The organism is Mesorhizobium sp. M1004, from assembly GCF_040318795.1.
GTDB lineage: Bacteria > Pseudomonadota > Alphaproteobacteria > Rhizobiales > Rhizobiaceae > Mesorhizobium.
This window is the reverse complement of sequence record NZ_JAMYNB010000013.1, coordinates 112983-127920: the sequence shown is the minus strand read 5'-3', so window position 1 is coordinate 127920 and position 14938 is coordinate 112983. Positions and strand designations below refer to the sequence as shown.

General features: G+C 63.2%; 17 protein-coding genes and 1 other RNA gene. 5 read left to right on the top strand and 13 right to left on the bottom strand.

Annotated elements, in window-relative coordinates; translation table 11 throughout:
• Positions 1 to 49: 49 nt before the first annotated feature.
• Positions 50 to 1033 (bottom strand): tRNA (adenosine(37)-N6)-dimethylallyltransferase MiaA, encoded by a 984-nt coding sequence (gene miaA / locus NKH54_RS25100; RefSeq protein WP_023733841.1) that lies wholly within the window; start codon positions 1031 to 1033, stop codon positions 50 to 52.
• Between miaA and serB the strand changes: the two genes are divergently transcribed.
• Both serB and NKH54_RS25090 read left to right on the top strand, forming a co-directional pair.
• Complete coding sequence (gene serB, locus NKH54_RS25095) at positions 1023 to 1910, top strand: phosphoserine phosphatase SerB (protein ID WP_353029231.1); 888 nt, start codon at positions 1023 to 1025, stop codon at positions 1908 to 1910. The two genes, miaA and serB, sit on opposite strands and share 11 nt — an antisense overlap.
• Entirely contained in the window at positions 1907 to 2479 is a 573-nt protein-coding gene (locus NKH54_RS25090) for a GNAT family N-acetyltransferase (RefSeq protein ID WP_023744631.1), read from the top strand. The genes serB and NKH54_RS25090 overlap by 4 nt, the downstream gene beginning before the upstream one ends.
• A 43-nt stretch (positions 2480 to 2522) precedes the next feature.
• Here NKH54_RS25090 and NKH54_RS25085 read toward each other — a convergent pair whose 3' ends face one another.
• The 6 genes from NKH54_RS25085 to NKH54_RS25060 all read right to left on the bottom strand — a co-directional run bounded on the left by NKH54_RS25085 (position 2523) and on the right by NKH54_RS25060 (position 8220).
• Positions 2523 to 4040: a DegQ family serine endoprotease gene (locus NKH54_RS25085; protein ID WP_023668334.1), complete on the bottom strand. Its 1518-nt coding sequence runs from the start codon at positions 4038 to 4040 to the stop codon at positions 2523 to 2525.
• Between the two features lie 238 nt (positions 4041 to 4278).
• A complete protein-coding gene (locus tag NKH54_RS25080) occupies positions 4279 to 4464 on the bottom strand; it encodes a DUF2065 domain-containing protein (RefSeq protein ID WP_023668333.1) in 186 nt (61 codons plus the stop codon).
• Between the two features lie 4 nt (positions 4465 to 4468).
• A complete protein-coding gene (gene hflC / locus NKH54_RS25075) occupies positions 4469 to 5425 on the bottom strand; it encodes a protease modulator HflC (protein WP_353029229.1) in 957 nt (318 codons plus the stop codon).
• Positions 5425 to 6540: an FtsH protease activity modulator HflK gene (gene hflK, locus NKH54_RS25070; RefSeq protein ID WP_352761885.1), complete on the bottom strand. Its 1116-nt coding sequence runs from the start codon at positions 6538 to 6540 to the stop codon at positions 5425 to 5427. The genes hflC and hflK overlap by 1 nt, the downstream gene beginning before the upstream one ends.
• A 145-nt stretch (positions 6541 to 6685) precedes the next feature.
• A complete protein-coding gene (locus NKH54_RS25065) occupies positions 6686 to 7204 on the bottom strand; it encodes a dihydrofolate reductase (protein ID WP_353029228.1) in 519 nt (172 codons plus the stop codon).
• Complete coding sequence (locus NKH54_RS25060) at positions 7204 to 8220, bottom strand: DUF4424 domain-containing protein (protein WP_023735947.1); 1017 nt, start codon at positions 8218 to 8220, stop codon at positions 7204 to 7206. The genes NKH54_RS25065 and NKH54_RS25060 overlap by 1 nt, the downstream gene beginning before the upstream one ends.
• A 147-nt stretch (positions 8221 to 8367) precedes the next feature.
• On the opposite strand from NKH54_RS25060, the gene cobF reads away from it, so the two are divergent.
• Positions 8368 to 9141 (top strand): precorrin-6A synthase (deacetylating), encoded by a 774-nt coding sequence (gene cobF / locus NKH54_RS25055; RefSeq protein WP_023668328.1) that lies wholly within the window; start codon positions 8368 to 8370, stop codon positions 9139 to 9141.
• Between the two features lie 202 nt (positions 9142 to 9343).
• Here the strand turns inward: cobF and NKH54_RS25050 are convergent, their stop codons facing one another.
• The 4 genes from NKH54_RS25050 to modA form a co-directional block, all read right to left on the bottom strand.
• The gene (locus tag NKH54_RS25050) at positions 9344 to 9685 is read right to left on the bottom strand and encodes a winged helix-turn-helix domain-containing protein (protein WP_023682094.1); all 342 of its coding nucleotides are present in this window, start codon (positions 9683 to 9685) and stop codon (positions 9344 to 9346) included.
• Between the two features lie 69 nt (positions 9686 to 9754).
• Positions 9755 to 10867 (bottom strand): molybdenum ABC transporter ATP-binding protein, encoded by a 1113-nt coding sequence (gene modC / locus NKH54_RS25045; protein WP_353029227.1) that lies wholly within the window; start codon positions 10865 to 10867, stop codon positions 9755 to 9757.
• Positions 10864 to 11568, bottom strand: a complete 705-nt coding sequence (gene modB / locus NKH54_RS25040) for a molybdate ABC transporter permease subunit (RefSeq protein ID WP_353029226.1) — start codon at positions 11566 to 11568, stop codon at positions 10864 to 10866. Before modB ends, modC begins: the two co-directional genes overlap by 4 nt.
• A 15-nt stretch (positions 11569 to 11583) precedes the next feature.
• Positions 11584 to 12378 (bottom strand): molybdate ABC transporter substrate-binding protein, encoded by a 795-nt coding sequence (modA, locus tag NKH54_RS25035; RefSeq protein ID WP_156939240.1) that lies wholly within the window; start codon positions 12376 to 12378, stop codon positions 11584 to 11586.
• Positions 12379 to 12537: 159 nt separating this feature from the next.
• Here modA and NKH54_RS25030 point away from each other — a divergent pair, with 159 nt between their 5' ends.
• A complete protein-coding gene (locus NKH54_RS25030; protein ID WP_245263047.1) occupies positions 12538 to 12747 on the top strand; it encodes a hypothetical protein in 210 nt (69 codons plus the stop codon).
• Positions 12748 to 12762: 15 nt separating this feature from the next.
• Here the strand turns inward: NKH54_RS25030 and NKH54_RS25025 are convergent, their stop codons facing one another.
• Both NKH54_RS25025 and NKH54_RS25020 read right to left on the bottom strand, forming a co-directional pair.
• Positions 12763 to 13557, bottom strand: a complete 795-nt coding sequence (locus NKH54_RS25025) for a thymidylate synthase (protein ID WP_023682098.1) — start codon at positions 13555 to 13557, stop codon at positions 12763 to 12765.
• A 337-nt stretch (positions 13558 to 13894) separates the two neighbouring features.
• Positions 13895 to 14206: a DUF2853 family protein gene (locus NKH54_RS25020; protein ID WP_023668323.1), complete on the bottom strand. Its 312-nt coding sequence runs from the start codon at positions 14204 to 14206 to the stop codon at positions 13895 to 13897.
• 168 nt (positions 14207 to 14374) lie between these two features.
• Between NKH54_RS25020 and ssrA the strand changes: the two genes are divergently transcribed.
• Positions 14375 to 14733: a transfer-messenger RNA gene (gene ssrA / locus NKH54_RS25015) on the top strand.
• The last annotated feature ends 205 nt before the right edge of the window (positions 14734 to 14938 follow it).

Sequence of the window (14938 nt, the reverse complement as noted above, 5' to 3'; positions counted from 1 at the left end):
AATGTTCATTCCTACTTCTGTTTCTTTAATTGTATTAGCAGCACGAAAATCAAATCACGGCTTGCAGGCCGTCGCCGGGCTGCAATCTCAGCCATTCCGGTCCCAGCTGATGGCGAAACCACGTCGTTTGCCGTTTGGCATATTGCCGCGTCGCTGCCTTGCAGCGCTCGATGGCCTGAGGAAAGCTGATGTCACCGGCCATGGCGGCCGAAAGTTCGCGAACGCCGATCGCCTTCATCGCCGGCAGCTCGGGATCGAGGCCAAGCGCCGCAAGCCGTTTGACCTCATCGAGCGCGCCGAGATCGAGCATGCGGTCGAACCTTGTTTCGATCCGCTCGACAAGGGCGGCGCGGTCCGGCTCGATAACGAAGAACCGAGCGCTGTCGCGGTCGATCAGCGGCCGGCCGCGCGCTGCCTGCCATTCGAGGATGGAGCGGCCGGATGCATCGAGCACCTCCAGCGCCCGCACGATGCGCTGGCCGTCGGTCGGCTTCAGCTGCATGGCGACCGCCGAATCCTCATGCATCAGGATGCGGTGCAGCTTGGCTGCGCCTTGCTCCTTTAACTCGTAGCGCCAGCGGTCGCGTACCTGCTGCGGAATGTCGGGCATTTCCGAAATGCCCTCGGCAAGTGCGCGAAAATAGAGCCCGGTGCCGCCGACGAAAATCACCGGACGTTCAAAGGCGGCGTCGTCGGGCTGTCGGGCGAGCGTGCCGTCATCGATCAGCTTCATCACGTCGCGCAGCCAGGCGCCGGTGGAATAGGCGGTGGAGGGATGCACATGGCCATAGAGAAAGTGCGGCGCGCGGCCGAGTTCGGCGGCGCTCGGCCGCGCCGTCAGCACATCGAGCACCGAATAGCCCTGCATGGAATCGGTGTTGACGATGACGCCGCCCTTGCGCTCGGCGAGATCGAGCGCCAGCGCCGACTTGCCGCTGGCTGTCGGCCCGGCTATCAGGATCGCGTTCTTCACGCGGCCCTCGCCCGCCTGCCCGCCCTCGCCTAGCTGCTTGGAAGTCTCGATGCCGCTCATTGCCACGCTTGTGTCCCACCCCCTCCGCCGCGCGATGTCGGCCTCGCTTGCGAATATCGCCTCACGGTCGGTCGGTGCAAGCGCTGTTCGCTGGCTGGGCGATGGCGTCGCCTGCGACCTGGTGCTGCCCGAGGGGGCAGAAGCCGCCGAGGCAAGTGCCGCCTTGCGCACAGCACTTGGCTCAGAGCCGGTCGACGTGATCGTTCAGCAGGCCGAAAGCCGCCGCAAGACAATCCTGCTTGCCGATATGGATTCAACCATGATCGACCAGGAATGCATCGACGAACTCGCCGACGAGATCGGCGTCAAGGACCGCGTTGCCGCCATCACGGCACGCTCGATGAACGGCGAGATCGCTTTCGAGCCGGCGCTGCGTGAACGCGTGGCGCTGCTGAAAGGCCTCGATGCCGCCGTCGTCGACCGCATCATCGCGAACCGCCTGACGCTGGCGTCGGGCGGCCGCGCTCTGGTGCAGACGATGCGCGCCAATGGCGCCTGGACGGCGCTTGTCTCCGGCGGCTTCGACGTCTTCACCAGCCGTGTCGCCGCCATGCTCGGCTTCGAGGAAAACCGTGCCAACCGCCTGATCGAGGAGAACGGGCGCTTTGCCGGCCTGGTCGCCGAGCCGATCCTCGGCCGCGCCGCCAAGGCCGATGCGCTGAACGATATCTCGGCCCGCCTCGGCCTGACGCCATTCGATGCGATTGCGGTCGGCGACGGCGCCAACGACCTCGACATGATCCGCCTGGCCGGCACCGGTGTCGCGCTCCACGCCAAGCCGGCCGTTGCTGGCGAAGCCAAGGTCCGCATCGACCATGGCGATCTCACCGCGCTGCTTTATCTCCAGGGCTACCGCCAGGAAGAGTTCGCCCAATGAAACCGATGCGCACCGAGCGCCTCATCCTGCGCAACTGGGAAGACCGCGATCGCGAACTCTTCCACCGCATCAATTCGGACGAGCGGGTGATGGAATTCTTTCCGTTCCGCCGCGACCGCGCCGAGACGGATGCCAAGATGGACGAGTTTCGGGGCTGGATCGCCGAGGACGGCTTTGGTTTTGCCGCCGCCGAGATCGCCGCGACTGGGGAATGCATCGGCTTCGTCGGTCTCTTAAAGACCGATCACGTGCCGTCCCTGCCTTCCGATACGATCGAGATCGGCTGGCGGTTGGCGCCGGAATTCTGGCGCAAGGGCTATGTCACGGAGGCCTCCGAAGCCTGGCTCGCCTTTGGCTTCGAAACGCTTGACCGCGACGAGATCGTCTCCTTCGCCGTCGCGGCCAACCGCCGCTCGACGGCCGTCATGGAGCGTCTTGGCATGAGCCCTGACCCGGCTCGCGATTTCGACCACCCATCCATCCCTGACAGCCACCCGCACCTCAAGCGGCATGTCCTCTACAAACTGTCGCGCACGGACTGGCAGGCACGAAAAAGGGCGGCTCGCTAGCCGCCCTTTCCCTGAAGACAATCGGTTATAGGGCTTTCCGGACTCAATCCATCCGGATCGTCACGAAGCGCAACTCGCCTGTCTTGGACGCCAGCATCAAGAGCGCATTCTTGCGGCCCTGCTCCTTCAGCGCGCCGATCCGGTCCATCACGTCCTTCGGGGTCGCGACCGATTCCTGGGCGATTTCGGTGATCACCTCGCCGGCCTGGATGCCGCGCTCGGCGGCGGCCGAATCCTTGGTGACGTCGGTGATGACGACGCCGGAGACGTCGGCCGCGATGCCGAATTTTTTCCGTGTGTCGTCATTGAGCTCGCCGACGGTCATGCCGAGCACCGAGGCCGTGGAGACCGCGGGCGCCTTGTCGCCGCCCTTGTCCTCATCGGTAGTGCCGTCCTCACCGGCGGCGACCTTCTCGCCGTCCTCAAGCCGGCCGAGCGTCACCTTCACCGTCTGCTCGACGCCCTTGCGCACGATGATCACGTCGACCGCCTTGCCAACCGGGCTTTCCGCCACGACGCGCGGCAGGTCGCGCATTTCATGGATGTCCTTGCCGTCGAACTTGATGATGACGTCGCCGGCGAGAATTGTGCCGTTGTCGACCGGTCCGCCCTTGATGACGCCGGCCACCAGCGCGCCCTTGGCGGTGGCCATGCCGAGGCTCTCGGCGATGTCGTCGGTCACCGGCTGGATGCGCACGCCGAGCCAGCCGCGACGGGTCTCGCCGAACTGGCGCAGCTGGTCCACGACGCCCGAGGCAAGCTGCGAGGGGATGGAGAAGCCGATGCCGATCGAGCCGCCCGACGGCGAGATGATCGCCGTGTTGATGCCGATAACCTCGCCCAGGCTGTTGAACAGCGGCCCGCCGGAATTGCCGCGGTTGATGGCGGCGTCGGTCTGGATGAAGTCGTCATAGGGGCCGGAATTGATGTCGCGGTTGCGGGCCGAGACGATGCCGACCGTCACCGTGCCGCCAAGGCCGAACGGATTGCCGATCGCCATCACCCAGTCGCCGACGCGCATCTTGTTGGAATCGCCGAATTTCACCGCCGTCAGCTTGTGGCCCTTCGGGTCGACCTTGAGCACCGCCACGTCGGTCTTGGTGTCGGTGCCGACCAGCGTCGCCTTCAGCGTCACGCCGTCGGAGAAATTCACCTCGATGTCATCTGCATCGGCGATGACGTGGTTGTTGGTGACGACAATGCCTTGCTCGGCGTCGACCACGAAGCCGGAGCCCAGTGACTGTACCTTTTGCGCGCCGCCATCCTTGTCGCCGCCACGGTTCTTGAAGAAGTCGTCGAAGAAATCCTGGAACGGCGAACCCTCGGGCAGCTGCGGCATCGGCACCGCGCCCGGACCTTCCGTGCCCTTCACGGTCTGCGAGGTCGAGATGTTGACCACCGCACCGAGCAGGCCTTCGGCGAGGTCGGCAACCGAAGCCGGTCCGTCCGCGGCCATCGTCGGCGTCACGAAAGCTGGAACGGCAAGCGCGCCGACCAGAAGTGCCGCAGCACCTGCGATGAACGTCCGCCGCGCCGCGCGCAGAAGGGTGTTGGATGTCATCGAAAGCCTCCCGGATTGCTGAAAAGAAAAGCGCTTCGGCAAAACGCCGCGTCGCGTCATGTTGGCAAGAAATACGGCACGTTTGCGGCTATGGCCACATCAGGAGGATAAATCCTCCGTTACACCTTAGAATGGTTCGCCGTTTCGCGGAAACGGCGAACCGTTCGATCCCTTTGCTTTTACGCAATTCCGGACGGAAAACCGCTCACACTTTCCTGGAATTGCAGATCAGCGGTCCTCAGCCACGCACCAACCAGACGATGCCGACGCCGATGGCGATCGCCACCAGCCCGACGATGCGCAGCGCAATTTCCGGCGTCGACAGCACTTCGCCGGCAAGACGTTTGGCAAGGCCGGGAAAGCCGCCATAGACCAGACCCTCTACGACGAGGACCAGGCCTATGGCCGCAAGGAAATCCTGCACCGCCCTACTGGGCGGGTGCAGGTTGTGCAGCCGGCGCGGCAGGTGCCGTCGCCGGAGCCGCAGGCGCCGCCAGCTTCGCGTCCGTCCCGTCCGGATTGCGGAAGAAGCGGAAGAACTCCGAGTTCGGCGACAGCACCATCGTCGTCCCGGAGTTGTCCAGCGCCGTGCCATAGGCATTCATCGACCGGTAGAAGTCGAAGAACGCCGGATCGCGTTTGTAGGCGTCGGCAAAGGTCGCGCTGCGCTGGGCTTCACCTTCACCACGCAGGATTTCCGATTCCTTGCGCGCTTCGGCGACGATTTCCACCACTTCGCGGTCGGCGCGGGCGGTGATGCGCTGCGCGGCCTCTTTGCCGCGTGCCCTCAGCCGTTCGGCCTCGGCCAAACGTTCGGCCTTCATGCGGTCGAAGGTCTGCTGCGAAACCTCGGCCGTCAGATCGGTTCGGCGGATGCGCACATCCTCGATCTGCAGGCCGAGCGAGGTGGCGTCGGGCCGAAGCTGATCGCGCACTTCGCGCATCATCACGGCCCGCTCTTCCGAAAGCGCCGCCTCGAAGTCGCGCAGACCGTAGACACGGCGCAGCGCCGCATCGAGACGCGTCCTCAGTCGTGCTTCGGCCAGTGTGATCTGGCCGGACACGGCTGAGCGGAACACCCGCGGATCCGAGATGCGGTACGCGATGAAAGCGTCGACCTCGTAGAACTTGCCGCCCGAAACCTGGACGCGGATGTTGTCGAGATCGAAGCGCAGCACCCTGTTTTCGATCAATTGCACGCTGTCGGCGTCGAAGAAGGCGAAAGGCGCCTTGAAATAGATGCCGGGTTCATTCTTCACGTCGACGATCTCGCCGAACCGCAGCACGAGCGCCTGCTGGCGCGCGTTGACCACGAAGACCGAGGAGTAGAGCAAGAACAGAAGCACGGCCGCGATGACCGCGATGATGGGAAGACGATTGGCCATCACTGGGCTCCTCCCGTGGTCGCGCCGGCAGGCGCCGGCGCCTTCGGCTGCAGTGCCGGCAGCGGCAGATAGGGAACGACCCCTTGTCCATTGCCCTGTTCGACGATGACCTTGTTGGAATCCTTCAGCACCTTCTCCATCGTTTCCAGATAAAGCCGCCGGCGCGTCACGTCGGGCGCCTTAGCGTATTCGTCATAGACCGAGATGAAGCGCTGCGCCTCACCTTCGGCTTCCTGGACGACACGGTTCTTGTAGGCTGCCGCGTCCTCGCGGATCTGCGCCGCGGCGCCACGCGCCTGGCCGAGCTTCTGGTTGGAATACTGGTTGGCCTGCTCGACGAACTTGTCTTCGTCCTGCTCGGCGCGCTGCACTTCGTCGAACGCGTCGGCCACTTCACGCGGCGGCGCCGCGTCCTCGATCGAAACCGCGTTGACGTTCAGGCCGGCCTTGTAGCCGTCCAGCGTCGTCTGGATGATTTCACGCACCGACGCCGCAATGCCCTGACGGTCGTCGCGGAAGATGTCCTGGGCCGGTCGCCGGCCGACCGCTTCGCGCATGGCGCTCTCTGCGACCTGCTGCAGCATGCCTTCTGGGTCGGAGACGTCGAACAGATAGGCCCGGGGATCGGAGACCTGATAGGCCACCGAAAACTGGACGTTGACGATGTTCTGGTCGCCGGTAAGCATCAGCCCCGACGAGTTGCCGCTCGTCGCGCCGCCACCACCGATATCGACGAGTTGTTCGGCGATGTTGGCCGTCTCGACGGTCTCGACCGGCCACCAATGGAAATGCAGACCCGGCTGCGACAGCTCCGCCTTCGGCTTGCCGAAGCGCAGCTCGACCGCAACCTCGTCCGGCTGCACGGTGTAGACCGCCTTGAACGCCCACAGCACGATCAGAGCCGCTGCGATCAGCGCAAAGACGGCCGGGCTGGCGCCGCCGCCACCGGGCAGCGCGCGCCGCAGCCGGTCCTGGCCGCGGCGGATGATGTCTTCGAGATCGGGAGGTGACCCCGGCGGGCCGCTAGGCCCCTTCGGTCCCTGCCCCCAGGGTCCCTGATTGTTGCCGCCGCCGCCCCATGGGCCGCCGCCGCCGCTCTTGTCGTTCCAGGGCATGAATGTCCTTTCGCTTGGGATTCCCTCAGCGCCGACGTTGCGGCGCAAAATCCAGTTGTTCTTCTATAGGGACGCAGCGATGCGCTTTCAACGCGATCCGCTGCCGAGCATGTCCGTTTTGGACGTTCGCGACCCTTTTATCGTCTCAATGCACGCCGCGGCGTCGCTCGTAAACCGAATAGCGCGTCGCATGGCTGTCCTTTTCACCGGCCGGAACGTCCTGAGCGCTGACAAGGCGCCACAAATCCGGATCGATATCGGGAAAATGCGCGTCGCCATCGACCGCCGCCAGCACATGGGTGACGTGCAGCCGGTCTGCCAGCGGCAGCGCCTGCGCATAGATCTCGCCGCCGCCGATGATGCAGATTTCGTCGACGCCGGCCATGCAACGCCCGCGCACCGTGGCCAGCTGGATCGCTGCCTCCAGCGAGTGCGCCACCTCTATGCCCTCGGCGCGCCAGGCCTTGTCGCGGGTCACCACGATGTTCAATCGGCCCGGCAGCGGCCGGCCGATGCCTTCATAAGTCTTGCGGCCCATGATGACGGGCTTGCCCATCGTATCGGACTTGAAGCGCTTGAGATCGGTGGACAGCCGCCACGGTAAGCCGCCGTCGCGCCCGATGACGCCGTTCTGCGCAATGGCGACATAGATCGCGACGTCCATCAGTTGGCTCCCCGGGCGCCGTCATCCGACGGCTCCAAAAGCAATATGTCGATGTTGTGCTCGGGATAGAGATCCTGCGCCGCCGTCTCGAAGGTCGTCGGCCCGACCTTCTTGACATTGTCGCCGCAAAACGAGATCAGCGCTTTCGGATTGCCCTTGTCGACGGTTAGCTTGAACTTGCCGATGCTGCCATTGGCCCAGTTGCCGCCGGTGGTCAGGATATAGGCTATGCGGTTCTCGTAAAAATGCGGATAACCGTCGGCCTTGGCGGCCTGCCGCACCGCATTCTCGAAGCTGTCGTCCATGCAGTAGCGGGTCTTGTAGGTCGTATACTGGCTGCCCTCGGAGAACTTGCCGTCATAGAAGAAACTCACCGATGACGTGCCGCCGACGCTCGGTTTGTAGCGGTGCGAGACGTGGACATCCTTGTTGGCCGGAAAGGTCGCGCGCCACCAATAGGTCGAGCGCAACTGCCACCACGGCGTATAGACCTTTTTCGCCTCGGTACCGTCGCTGCCCGTATCCTCGATGATGATGCCGCGGTTTTCCCAATCCTCGGCGACCGTTTTCGGCAGATTCGCCAGGGCCGCCTTGGCCGCATCGCCGAACGGATTGAACGGCACGTTCTGCGCCTTCAGATCGGCGCCGATATCGATGCCGACAGCGAACACTTTCTGCTCGAGCTGCGGCTTTGCCGGCGCTCCGTCGATCGTCACCTCGAAGCCAAGGAAATTGTCGCTCTGGTTTTCCGGGATGGCCGGCATTTCCTCCGGATTGCCTTCGATGTCCGGCAGCGGAAAAGCGACGATGGCATTTACATCCTTGTCCGTGTTGTTGTGGAAGACGTAGTCGACCGTGACCTTTTCCGGCGAGATATAGAGGTCCTCGCTTTGCATCGACACCGCGTCGCTACGCGACAGGATCAGGCCACCTGTGCCGAGTTCGGCGGTCGTATCATTGGCCAGCGCGGGCGCTGCTGAAAGCGCCAGCGCTACGGTCAGAACATATTGCAACATCGAAGCCCCTCGCCAAGAATGCCGCGACCCTAGCCGTTTCAGTGTGGCGTTTCAAAGCCTTCCGTCTCCCAACAGGACGCCACAGTGTCTGGACACGCCAATCGGCGGTCTGGACTAACAGGTTTCGATCGGGCAGGAGTTCGCGTCATGCGCAAGCTTCTCGTCATCGGCATCGGCGCCGGCAATCCCGATCATATGACCGTGCAGGCGATTGATGGCCTGAACCGGGCGGACGTCCTGTTTATTCCCGACAAAGGGGCGAAGAAGAACGACCTTGCCGAATTGCGCCGCCAGATCTGCGACCGTTTCGTCAGCAATCCGAAATCGCGCCGCGTCGAGTTCGACGTGCCGGTGCGCGCCGAGCCGGCGCCTTCCTATCGCTCGACCGTCGATGACTGGCACGAGGCCATCGCCCAGATCTATGAGAGCCTGGTCCGCGACGAACTTGCCGAGGACGGCTGCGGCGCCTTCCTGATCTGGGGCGACCCCTCGCTCTATGACAGCGCGCTGCGCATCCTCGCGCGCGTAAGACTGAGGGGCAATGTCGCATTCGAATTGGAAGTCATCCCCGGCATCACCGCCGTCCAGGCGCTCGCCGCCAGCCACAAAATGGCGCTGAACCGCATCGGCGACCCCGTGCTGATCACCACCGGCCGCCGCCTCGCCGAACAAGGCATGCCGCACAATGCCGGCAGCGCCGTGGTCATGCTCGACGGCAAATGCGCCTTCAACACGCTGGCAGACAAGGATCTGATCATCCATTGGGGCGCCTATCTCGGCACACCGGACGAGATCATCGTTTCCGGTCGCCTGGGTGATGTCGGCGAGGAGATTGAGAGGACGAGAGAAGAAGCCCGGAAAAGAAAGGGCTGGATCATGGACACCTATCTGCTGCGTAAAGCAGGAGAGCCCGAGGAATAGCGCGCTCAAAGGTCGAGTTCCTTCGCGCCCCCCTCTGTCCTGCCGGACATCTCCCCCTCTAGTGGGGAGATTGGCCGTCACGGAGGATTTCGCCAATCGCCTAACAGATTAGCGCCCGTCTACGGGCTAGCTGATCTCCCCCCTTGCGGGGGAGATGTCCGGCAGGACAGAGGGGGGTGTGACGGATCGCAAGCTTCAACCCTCACCCAGCATCAATCTCCGCCTGCAAGGCGTCCATATGCGTGGCCGCCGCTGCCGCCGCAGCGCGCTCGATAGCGCGAAAACGGCTGACAACTGCAAGGCCAACTGAGGTCAGCTGTGCGCCGCCGCCCTTTTTGCCGCCGGTCTGCGCCGCGACCAGTGGCTTGCCGAACACACGGTTCATATCTTCCACCAGATCCCAGGCGTGCTTGTAGGACATCTCCATGCCGCGTGCCGCAGCCGAGATCGAGCCGAAAGTGTCGATCTGCTCCAGCAATTCGATCTTGCCCGGACCTATGCGCCCGTCCGGATCGAGATTTATCCGCAGGCTCAGCGACGGCATCTCTTGTCCTCCACAGTCACACTAGCCCCTCTCGACCCATAGCGCTATTCCAAAACGATATAGCGGCTATCAGCCATCCGCTTCGGCCGGCAGGCCGGCGCCGGTGTTGGCACGGTCGAAACTGACCGTCTTGATCACCGCGAACACCTTGCCGCCGAGTTGAAGGTTCAGTACCTGCCTGGATTGTTCGGTAATGCGCGCAAGCACGGTTGCGCCATTGCAGTCGATGCCGATTTCGACCGTCGGCCCCTCGCCCGAGCCGATTGCGACGATGGCGCCCGGCAGGATGTTGAGCGCACTGAGACCTTTCGGCTGTTCGGTGGCTATCATCACGTCGCGGGCGCGGATTCGGATGCGCACAGGCGCGCCGACCGAGACCGCCAATTGCGGCACCCGGATTTCGCCCGCCGCCGAGCCGAGCACGGTCATCCCGAAGATCTCATCATGGCGCAGCACCTTGGTGTCGAGAACCGCGCCGCCCTCGCCGCGTTCCTCCGCCGGCGGCAATTCGAGCCGTTGCATGATCTCGCCGGTCGGGCCTGAGGCAGCGACCTTGCCTTGCGCCATCACCACCACGTCGCTGGCCAGCCGCGCCACCTCGGCGACGGAGTGGCTGACATATACGATGGGCAGCTTGGTCTCGTCGCGCAGCCGCTCGATATAGGGCAGGATCTCGGCTTTGCGCGCATCGTCGAGCGAGGCCAGCGGCTCGTCCATCAACAGCAGTTTCGGGCTGGCAAGCAGCGCCCGGCCGATCGCCACGCGCTGCTTCTCGCCGCCCGAGAGCTTTGCCGGTCGCCGGTCGAGCAGAGGACCGATGCCGAGCAGTTCGACGACCGCGTCGATATCCGCATAGCGCTCCGCCGGTGGCGTGAACCAGCGGCCATAGCGCAGATTGCCGGCCACGCTCATATGCGGAAACAGCCGCGCGTCCTGGAACACCATGCCGATCCGGCGCTTGTGCTTCGGCACGAAAATGCCGGCATCGGTGTCGACCAGCACACAGCCGTCGACCGCGATACGGCCCTTGGTCGGCCGGATCAGGCCGGCGATCACGTTGATCAGCGTCGTCTTGCCGGAGCCCGAGGGCCCGAACAGCGCCGTCAGCCGCCCGGCGCTTTCGAAACGCGCGTCGACGGCGAAACCGCCGAGCCGATGGCTGATGTCCACCAGCACGCTCATTCGATGTCCATCCGCCGGCCGACGCGCCGCGCCAGCACTTCCGAGGCGACCAATGCGGCCATCGAGATGACGATGGAGATCAGCGTCAGCCTGAGTGCCCCGTCATCGCCGCCAGGCACCTGCGTGAAGGTGTAGATCGCCGAAGGCAGCGTCTGCGTCTCGTTGGGAATGTTGGAGACGAAGGTGATTGTGGCGCCGAACTCGCCCATCGCCTTGGCGAAGGACAGGATCGAGCCGGCGATCAGCCCGGGCAGGATCAGCGGCAGCGTGATGGTGGCGAAGACCCAGAGCGGGTTGGCGCCGAGCGTTCCCGCCGCTGCCTCCATTTTGCGGTCGACCGCCTCGATCGACAGCCGGATCGCCCGCACCATCAGGGGAAAGCCCATGATACCGCAGGCCAGTGCGGCGCCGGTCCAGCGAAACGAGAAGACGATGCCGAAATGCTCGGTCAGGAACGCTCCCGCCGGCCCGCGCCGGCCGAAGGTAAGCAGCAAGAGATAACCTGTCACCACCGGCGGCAGGATCAACGGCAGGTGAACCACACCGTTGAGCAGCGTCTTGCCCCAGAATTTTCCGCGGGCCAGCAAAAGCGCCATCAAGATGCCCGGCGGCAGGCTGAACAGCATCGCCACCGTCGCCACCTTGATCGACAGCCGGACCGCATTCCATTCGTCGGGAGTGAGGTCCAGCAGCCAGTTCATGCGTCAGCCGCTACCTTAATTGCTCGGCGTGAGCACGGTGAAACCCTGATCCCTAAACAGCTCCACCGCCTTGGCGGACTGCAGGCACTTCAGGAAAGCCGGGGTATCCTTGTCCTTCGAATCGGTGGTCTGGGCAACCGGATAGATGATCGGCGGGTGCGAATCCTCCGGGAAGGTGCCGACCACCTTGACTCCCATGTCGGCATGCGCGTCGGTGGCATAGACGATGCCGAGCGCGGCCTCGCCCGTTGAAACCAGCTTCAGCGCGGCGCGCACATTCTCGGCCTGCGCCACCTTGCCTTCGACCGACGACCAGACGCCGAGCGATTCAAGTGCCGCCTTGCCGTATTTGCCGGCCGGCACCGCCTTGAAATCGCCCATGGCGAGCTTGCCGTCGCCGATCAGCTTGGCGAGATCGAAGCCTTTCTCGATCCTGGTTTCGACAGTCGAATCCTTCGGCGCCACCAGCACGATCTGGTTGCCGAGCAATTTCACCTCGGTGTCCGGCTTGGTCAATTTCTTGTCGGAGAGATATTTCATCCAGTCAAGATCAGCCGAGATGAACACATCGGCGGGCGCCCCGAGTTCGATCTGCTTGGCCAGCGCCGAGCTCGCGGCGTAGGAGACGGTCGCCAATTCACCGACATCGGCTTCGCAGGCCTTGGTGACGGCGTCGAGCCCGTCCTTGAGGCTGGCTGCCGCGAACACGATCACCTTGTCTTCTGCATGCGCGGCCGGCATCGCGGCCATCACCGCTGCGGCAAAGCCGCCAATCGCGATCGCCCTCAATCCAAAACCTTTGTGCCCCAACATGAAAACTCTCCCTGGGCTTGAAATCTGCTGGCTCGACTCCTGCCGACCGATATATCTGGATGAATATAACAAGGGAAGGCCGCCTCCCTGCGAAAGCGTATGGTCGGCATCGATTGTTCTGGTTTGGACGTGCACCGAACCCGGAAAAGAACTTCGATGAAGATCAGCGCCCGCAACATCCTCAAGGGAATGATCGTCGAGATCGTCAAAGCACCTCGCCTGTCCGCGGTGATGTCGCCGGCTCCGTCGTCACGCTTCGATCACCAACGAGGCCGTTGCCGATCTCAAGCTCGAAAAAGGCAAGCAGCCTATGCCATGATCAGGCAACCGACGTCATGGTCGACATCGATTGAGGGTCGGAATTGATTGAAGGTGGGCGGATCAGACCGCGATTGGCGCCTTGATCGACGCGTCGGCAAAATAGTTTTCCAGCCGGAAATCCTCGAAGCGGAAGGCGAACAGGTCCTTCACTTCCGGATTGATCCACAGCGTCGGCAGCGCCTTGGGCGTGCGACGCAATTGCTCGCGCGCCTGCTCGAAATGGTTGGAATAGAGATGCGCATCGCCCAGCGTATGGACGAACTCGCCGGGCTTTAGCCCGGTCACCTGCGCCACCATCAAGGTCAGCAGCGCGTAGGAAGCGATGTTGAAGGGTACCCCGAGAAAAATGTCGGCCGAGCGCTGGTAGAGCTGGCAGGACAGCTTGCCTTCCGAGACGTAGAACTGGAACAGGCAGTGGCACGGTGGCAGCGCCATCGCCTCCACTTCGGCCGGGTTCCACGCCGAAACGATCAGCCGGCGTGAATTCGGATTCCGGCGTATCTCCTTCAGAACATTGGCAATCTGGTCGATCGACCCGCCATGGCCATCCGGCCAGGAGCGCCACTGCTTGCCATAGACCGGGCCGAGATCGCCATTCTCGTCGGCCCATTCGTCCCAGATCGAAACGCCATGATCTCTAAGGTATTTGATGTTGGTGTCGCCGGCCAGGAACCACAGGAGTTCATGGATGATCGACTTCAGATGCAGCTTCTTGGTGGTGGTGACGGGAAAGCCGCGCGACAGGTCGAAGCGCATCTGGTAGCCGAACACCCCACGCGTGCCGGTGCCCGTGCGGTCGCCACGATCGGCGCCATTGTCCAGCACATGCTGCAAAAGGTCGAGATACTGGCGCATCGGCTTCGCCTCGATTCGGGATCGTCAGCATCATAGCCGACTGGCCGCCGGCCGAACACAGCAAAAGGGACCAGAACGCGGCTTGCCCCATCTCTCAAGAGGTGGCGCTGCCCCTCACCTGCCTGCCGCCAACCTCTCCCCGTATAGGACGGGGAGAGGGGCGCTGTCATCAGCGGTTTCGCCAATCACAAGCGTTCGAGAGAGAGAGCCAAGGCTGCGGTCAGCCCTTTCTCCCCGTCACTATACGGGGAGAAATGCCCGGCAGGGGCAATGAGGGGCGGTGCTGACCTCCAGGTGAGGAGCAAATCAAGCGCGCTCTGCCTATCGGCAATAATCTCTACAAAGAGCCGAGCTTGCCCAGATCCTTGGCGACCAGATAGTAGAAAGTCACGCGGCTCTTGGAGCTGTCGGCGGCCAACGCCTTGCAGGTCTTCTCGATCGCTGAGTCGGCTTTCGCCCCGTCGGTCACGCCGAGTTTCTTGGCAACCCAGTTGGTCTTGACGCGCTCCAATTCCTTGGGGTCGGTGCAGGATACCAGCGAGGAATCGCGGTTGCGCAACGCAATGCCCAGATGTTTCACAATCTTGGCAACCACATCGGCATTTGCGGCGGCGTCGTATTTCTTCACGTCTGCGAGATAATCGGCCATCAAATTTCCCCATGTCGGCGCCACGGGATCCGATCGATGAGGGCTGTGGCGCGCTGCCGCAACTTGTGCGCTCGGTCGGTACTCCTCACCGTCGCAAAGCTTCGGTTGAGACCGCGCGCGAGTCAACCCTCGGCGCCGCAGTTTGGTGCGGCCAAGAAGTGTCATTGCGGCCTTTCATTTTGTGCGCCGCCCCCCTATATTCGTTTTGTCGGCTTGACCGACTATGGCGATAAATGGGCGATGTAATAAGCCGTTCGGACCCGGGGGCGGTACCCGGCGCCTCCACCAAGAACCGCTCTGTGATCAGAGCGGCTGTTGCTGGGGGCGAAATAGGATCGACGAAGGTGTAAAGATCGTACTTTTGCCCGGCATGGTACCACCGTCATCGGGCTAAACCTGTAGTTGCAAATGACAACTATGCGGAAGCACGTCTCGCCGCGTAAGCGGTGCGATAGCTTCAAATCAAGCCCTAGAGGTTCGCACTTCTAGGCGGGGTTCGGAGGTACCTGGCAACAGAAACCTCCACTTCTCCCCTCCTCGATATCGTAGGCGCAATGCCGGCCGCCGCTGGCCGGATTTCGCATGACGATGGGACGCGAAGCCTACACCAAATTGAGCCATGAGCTGGTGCAATTTGCCGCTGGCGTCGGTCGAAGGCCGTGGTTCTGGCCGGGGCCGGATTACCCCAGACGTGAAAAAGGCCGGGATGACCCGGCCTTTCCGGTCGATTGC

Bases quoted from the DNA above. Each gene is read 5' to 3' on its own strand.
- hflC (WP_353029229.1), bottom strand. From the start codon at position 5,425: ATGGCCAATCGTCTTCCCATCATCGCGGTCATCGCGGCCGTGCTTCTG.
- miaA (WP_023733841.1), bottom strand. From the start codon at position 1,033: ATGAGCGGCATCGAGACTTCCAAGCAGCTAGGCGAGGGCGGGCAGGCG.
- NKH54_RS25060 (WP_023735947.1), bottom strand. From the start codon at position 8,220: ATGTTGCAATATGTTCTGACCGTAGCGCTGGCGCTTTCAGCAGCGCCC.
- NKH54_RS25085 (WP_023668334.1), bottom strand. From the start codon at position 4,040: ATGACATCCAACACCCTTCTGCGCGCGGCGCGGCGGACGTTCATCGCA.
- NKH54_RS25065 (WP_353029228.1), bottom strand. From the start codon at position 7,204: ATGGACGTCGCGATCTATGTCGCCATTGCGCAGAACGGCGTCATCGGG.
- modB (WP_353029226.1), bottom strand. From the start codon at position 11,568: ATGAACTGGCTGCTGGACCTCACTCCCGACGAATGGAATGCGGTCCGG.
- NKH54_RS25025 (WP_023682098.1), bottom strand. From the start codon at position 13,557: ATGCGCCAGTATCTCGACCTTTTGCAGCATGTGCTGGACAATGGCGCC.
- cobF (WP_023668328.1), top strand. From the start codon at position 8,368: ATGCGCAAGCTTCTCGTCATCGGCATCGGCGCCGGCAATCCCGATCAT.
- NKH54_RS25050 (WP_023682094.1), bottom strand. From the start codon at position 9,685: ATGCCGTCGCTGAGCCTGCGGATAAATCTCGATCCGGACGGGCGCATA.
- NKH54_RS25030 (WP_245263047.1), top strand. From the start codon at position 12,538: ATGAAGATCAGCGCCCGCAACATCCTCAAGGGAATGATCGTCGAGATC.
- NKH54_RS25090 (WP_023744631.1), top strand. From the start codon at position 1,907: ATGAAACCGATGCGCACCGAGCGCCTCATCCTGCGCAACTGGGAAGAC.
- serB (WP_353029231.1), top strand. From the start codon at position 1,023: ATGCCGCTCATTGCCACGCTTGTGTCCCACCCCCTCCGCCGCGCGATG.
- hflK (WP_352761885.1), bottom strand. From the start codon at position 6,540: ATGCCCTGGAACGACAAGAGCGGCGGCGGCGGCCCATGGGGCGGCGGC.
- modC (WP_353029227.1), bottom strand. From the start codon at position 10,867: ATGAGCGTGCTGGTGGACATCAGCCATCGGCTCGGCGGTTTCGCCGTC.
- NKH54_RS25020 (WP_023668323.1), bottom strand. From the start codon at position 14,206: ATGGCCGATTATCTCGCAGACGTGAAGAAATACGACGCCGCCGCAAAT.